Below are 5488 nucleotides of genomic sequence, written 5' to 3'. Positions count from 1 at the left end.
GGCGGCCCGAGGGGGTCGACGGCGGCCGGAGCCGTCCGCGGGCCGGCCGGGTCGGGGCTCATCAGGCTGAGCGGGGTCTGCTTGCGCAGCTTGCCGACGTCTCCCTCCTCGACGACGCGGCGCTTGCCCCGGACATAGCGGGACGCCTGCCGCGCCCGGTGGGTCAGATGTCTGACGCGGCTGTCGGCGGCCGTCGGCGGGGTGGGGTCCGGGGCGTCTTCGACCTCCAGGACGATCCGCAGTCGGTAGGGGGTGTCGTACTCGGCGTAGGGCTCGCTGGTGGCCACCGTCCAGGTCGTCATCGGGCTGGACGAGTGGCTGGCGGTGAGGGTCTTGCGGGCGGAGCCGGTCTCGCTGTAGCCGGGGCCCGCCGTGGAGGCGTCGGGGTTGTGGGTGTACGCGTTCTCGCCGACCGACAGCCCGAAGTCCGGCCCGCGGGTGCGGCTCAGGCTGGAGCCGGTGGACTCGGTGGCCGCGAGGTTGTCCTCCCAGTCGATGCCGTGTCCGAGCCGGCGGAACTGCGGTGCACCGGCGATCAGTTGCACCCGCAGCCGCACCTGACGGCCGCCGATGCGCATCCCGTCCCAGCCCCAGCGCCCGGTCCTGGCGGGCACCGTGGAGCCGGCGCCCTCCATGTCCCCGCGCAGCGCCCGCAGCAGCCGGCTGGAGGCGAGGCGCAGCAGGGCGTTGCGGCCGGTCTCGTCGAGCGACAGACCGCGCAGCGCGCGGTCGAAGGCGTCCAGCACCGCGGCCGCGTTGAGTTCGCCCAGCGGATAGCCGCTCAGGGCGTTGCCCGGCAGCCACGCCTGCGGCGACCAGGTCTGCGCGTCGTAGTGCGGCACCGCGCCCCAGCCGTCGTCGATCAGGTTGAGTTCCACGGCGCTGTACTCGGGGAGCAGCCCGATCCAGCCGCCGGGGACGGCCAGCAGCTGTCCCGAGGCGGCGGCGAGGCCGCGCGGCACCAGTCGGCTGCCCGCGCCGGTCGTGGTGCCGAGGGCGCTGGAGGCCACCGCGATCTCGTGCTCGGCGTTGCCGGACACCAGCACCTGGTGGGTGTTGTCCTGCCGGGATACCTCGTTGGTGACGGACCGGGTGACGGTGTCGCCCTTGGTCCGGCCGTACGACCAGGGGCTGATGTTCAGCGAGTAGAACCCGGCCGGGCCGCGCTCGCCGCCGTGCGGCTGGAAGGCGGAGAGCCGCCCGCCGAAGAGGAAGCTGTAGGTGACAGTGTTCTTCCCGCCCGACTGCGTACCACCGGTGATCTTCAGGGCGGCGGCCATCGGGGCCGGCTCGGACAGCAGCGTCAGCCCCGCCACGGTCATCCGGTGGGCGAGGACGCCGCCCCGGTTGAGATACGGTCCCCTGGCCCACAGCCCGGTGATCCGCCAGCCCGACGGGCTGAGGCTCTGGTCGGCGTTGGCCGTCAGATACGGGGCCTGGAACGGGCGCAGCGCGGCGTCATGGGCGGGCGCGCCCTGCTGGGTCAGATGCCACGACCCGCCCGAGGCGCCCCGCAGCGACTCCTCCACGGCCCGGATGAGAGCGGGCTGGCCGAGGACCGCGATGGTGAGCTGGGCGTGGCCCGTGAACGGCTGCTGGGCGCGGCGGGCCGCGGCGTCGAGCGCGGTGTGGTCGGCCTTCGCGAGCGCCAGGGCCTGTGCGTCGTCCAGCGGGGTGCTGTCGATGCCGTCCTCGAAGTCGCGGTAGGGGTTGGCCGTGCCCGCCACGTGCGGGTCGGTGGCGGAGGTGTGCTCGTCGAGGATGCTGAGCAGCACCCGCCCGGTGAGCGGGCCGCCGCCCACGGGGGTGCCGTCGGCGGCGGTGCCGATCACATCGGACGGCTTCTCGCGGAAGACGAAGGGCTGGGTGCCCAGCAGCCCGGCGGAGGCGAATCCGCGCAGCAGGCCGGGCAGCCGCCAGTAGCCGCCGCGGCTGACGGTGACGCGGAGTCGGTAGCTGTACAGATGCGGCGGGCGAGTGCTCGCCACCGCCCGCTCGACGGCGGTGCTGGGCCCGAACACGCTGTTCTGGCCGCGGCCGCGGCCCCCGCTCAGCCCGAGGAACAGGCTGCCGGAGTGCTTGGAGAGGCCGAGCGCGGTGGCGGCCGTGGTGCGCAGGGTCCCGTTGCCCTCGATGCCTCCCTCCAGGTCGTGGACCACCCCGTGGTCGCTGTCGAGCTTCTCGCCGCCGGGCGCGGAGTGCTTGATCTTCAGCCCGGTCTGGGTGCCCTCGTAGCGGCGGCCGGTCAGCTCACCGTCCAGCCACAGATAGCGATAGCCGCGCTTGAAGCGCAGGGACTCGCGCAGCGGGATCCGGACGCCGCTGGTGATCAGCGTCTCCAGGGATCCGGCCATGGTGTGGTACGCGAGGGTGGTGAGGATCTCCAGGGTGTTGGTGAGCGCCGTCTGGAAGTGGTCGGCGTCGCGCCAGCGGGGGTTGTCCGGGTCGAGCTCGTCGAGCGGCGCGACCAGGCCCGGGTAGGCGCGGGCGGCCTCCCGCAGGATGGTGTCCGCGAACCTGTCGTGCCAGGTGGCGTCGTCGGCGGTGGTGTCGGTGGCGTCGTCGGCGGTGGCGTCGTCGGCCGTGAACTCCTCGACCCTGGCCACCCCCAGCGTGGGCGGCCGGTCGGGGGTCAGATAGGCGGGTGCGTACGGCTCGGGGGCGCCGCTGCGCATGCGCAGCCGTGTCCCGTCGTCCCAGCCCGCCAGCCGGCGCGCCTCGGAGCGGGGCATCCGGTCCAGGCTCCAGGTGACGAACACCCGGGCCGCGTGCTCGGGCCCCGGGGTGGTGCCCGCCGTGCGGTCGCGGCCGACGCGCCGCACCACGACGGCCTTCTCGACGAGATAGAGGCCGACGGGGGTGTTCTTGGCCTCGCCCTCGGTCTTGACCGCGCCGGAGCCGCCGGTGTTCATGGCGCGGGTGGTCCGGTGGCCGTACCGGGCGGCGAAGCCGAGCAGGAAGCGCAGATTCAGCTGGTCCCCGTTGAGGCCGAGCCAGTTGAAGGCCGGCCCCACCGAGCCGTTGATCTCCTGGCCGGTGGCGATGGAGAGGTTGCGCTCGTTGGTGAGCGTGAGTGCGGTGACGTCCTTGAGGGCGGCGGCGGTCGTCTCGTCGACGAGGATGGCGCGGCGTGGCAGGACCTGCACCGTGAAGATGCCCAGTGGCGTGCGGAGCTTGTCGTCGGCGAACAGCGGGGCGGTGGTCATCCGGCCGGTGCCGAGGACCCGGGCCATCCGCTGGAAGTTGCGGGACGAGATGAACGCGTCCAGCTCGCGGTGGGCCGAGGAGCCGGGGCGGGCCCCGATCTGCCCGGCGGCCCAGTCCCGGACATGGATGAGGGGGCCGAAGTCCTCGGTGGTGACGAGCCGGTGGTGCGGCCGGCCTTGGTAGCCGATCAGGCGCGGGATGCGGCCCGGCTTGGACTCGGTCGCCGCGCTGTCCGAGAGCCGCAGGGACAGCCCGCCGCGCATCCCGAAGCCGAACGTCGCCGGGGTCCGGCCGCCGTCTTCCGTCACGGGCCGGCCCCGCTCATCGGTGACGGTGAACTCGTAGTAGACGTCGTCGAGGTAGCGGTGCGAGGTGTCGGTGCTGCTCGTCTTGGACTGGCTGGTGGTCTGGGAGGTGAGGGTGTAGCCGACGGCGTGGGTACGGGCGAAGCGCAGGCCGACCCGGCCGAAGACGCCCAGCGGCTTGGTCAGCGGCCACAGCGGGGCGAACGGGTTGAGGGCGTAGCTGGTGCTCTGGGTGGGGGTACGTCCCGTGGTGCGCTGGGTCCGCGCCGTCGACTCGATCTTCCGCGGTCCGTCGGAGGTGTCGGTGAAGCGTTCCCAGCCGCCGTAGTGGCGCACCGCGAGGTGCAGCACCCGGACCCGGCCCTTCTCGTCGGTGTAGGTGAACTCGCGCCCGTCGCCGCTGAGTCCGCCCAGGTCCTCGCGGAGCGCCGTCGCCACCTCGGCGAGCAGCCCGGTGTCGCGCGGGGCGCCGGAGCGGGGCTTGCGGGGCCGGGCGCCCGGCCTGGCCCGCAGCTCGCGTTCGAGCTCCTTCAGCGCCTGGTCGGTGCCGCGCAGGGTGAAGTCCTTGGTGCCGAAGGCAGCCGACCGCGCCAGCACCTCCTCGGGCAGATCGGCCATCATCTGTCGGATGCCGTCGAGAGGGGCGGGCATCCGGCTGCCGTCGGTGAACCGGGCGGTGTCGCGCTCCAGCGGGGCGGGCGGCAGCCCGCGGTCGAGGCGGGGCGGGCGGCGGCGGTCGAGGTGGTGCTCGATGCTCAGCGGATCCTTGGGAGGTGTCGTCTCCGGCGTGTCCGTACCGGTCTCGGGGGTCTCGGTCCCGTCTCCGTCCTGGTCTCCGTTCCGCTCCTGCTGGTCCTGGGCGGTGGTCTGCGGCGGAGGGGGCGCCTGCCCGTCGGCCGCGAGGGTGTCCACGGTGGCCGGAGCGGTGGGCGCGGGGTCGGGCGCGGGCGCCGTGACGTGCGGCTGGGGCCGGTGGGTGTTCTCGGCCTGGTCCCACAGCCCCCGGAACCCCTCGTACAGGTGGTTCTCGGCCTTGATACGGCTCGTGCCGTACAGCCGCTCCAGCAGGGGCAACAGCCGCTCCCGCTTGGGCCGTCCCCGCTCGTACTCCCGCACCCACTGGGCCCCGTTGTTGCGGCGCTGCCCGGTGTACGGGTCGGTGCCCTCGTTGGTCCCGAGGTAGGCGTTGGTCAGCTGGGCGAAGAACTCGTACTCGTCCCGGGCGGAGTAGTTCAGCACCGGCTGCCCCGCCAGGTCCCTCGCCACGCCGTCCGGCCACTGCGGCGGGGGGACCTTGGAGCCCGGCAGCTGCGACCGCCGCTCCCGGTTGCGCTTGGCGTAGAAGGCGTCGCGGATGCGCTTGCGGTCCTTGTCGGAGAGCCCGTGCTGATGGATGGCGTGCGCGAACTCGTGCGTGGTGGTGGAGTACCCCTTGGCGTAGATGTGCTCGTCGCCGATGGTGCTCTGTTTGCCGAGAAGGTTCTCCTCCGTCACCGCTGTCGTCCGGCCGCCCACGCCGCGCACGGTGTCCCAGACCCGCCCGTCCGGGCCGACCGGCTTGCCCCGCAGATGGCGGAACGGGGCGAGCGAGGTCATCGCCTCGTCCTTGGGCACCACCACGACCCGCGCACCGGCCCTCAGCAGGGTGGCCGCCACCTTGGGGTTGCCCAGCATCGGCGTGAGCCGGCCAAGCACCTCGCGCCGTGCCGAGTCGGGCTGGTTCACCCCCTTCGGCACCTGGATCAGCAGCCGCGCGGCCGTCGCCGCGAACTCCGGCGCGGGCAGCCTGGCCTCCAGCGCGTCGATCAGCGCCGGGTCCGACGCCAGTTGCTCGCGGTCGGCCGACGACAGCAGCGCCAGCTCCTTCGCGCGCTCCGCCGCCGACATGCCCGGCAGTCGGGAGGCGAGGTGCGCCACGCGGTCCGGGGAGGCCGGGGACGGGGCGGGCCGCCGCGCCCGCGGCCGCTGCCCCGTCA

At 73.8% G+C, this 5488-nt stretch carries 1 protein-coding gene; it reads right to left on the bottom strand.

The features are described 5' to 3' along the window. On the bottom strand, positions 1-5488 hold a 5488-nt coding region (locus CCN51_RS55560; protein WP_211303350.1), incomplete at both ends, for a hypothetical protein.

Origin of the sequence: Streptomyces milbemycinicus (assembly GCF_002154605.1) — a bacterium.
Taxonomy (GTDB): domain Bacteria; phylum Actinomycetota; class Actinomycetes; order Streptomycetales; family Streptomycetaceae; genus Streptomyces; species Streptomyces milbemycinicus.
This window is presented reverse-complemented; position numbering and strand designations above follow the sequence as displayed.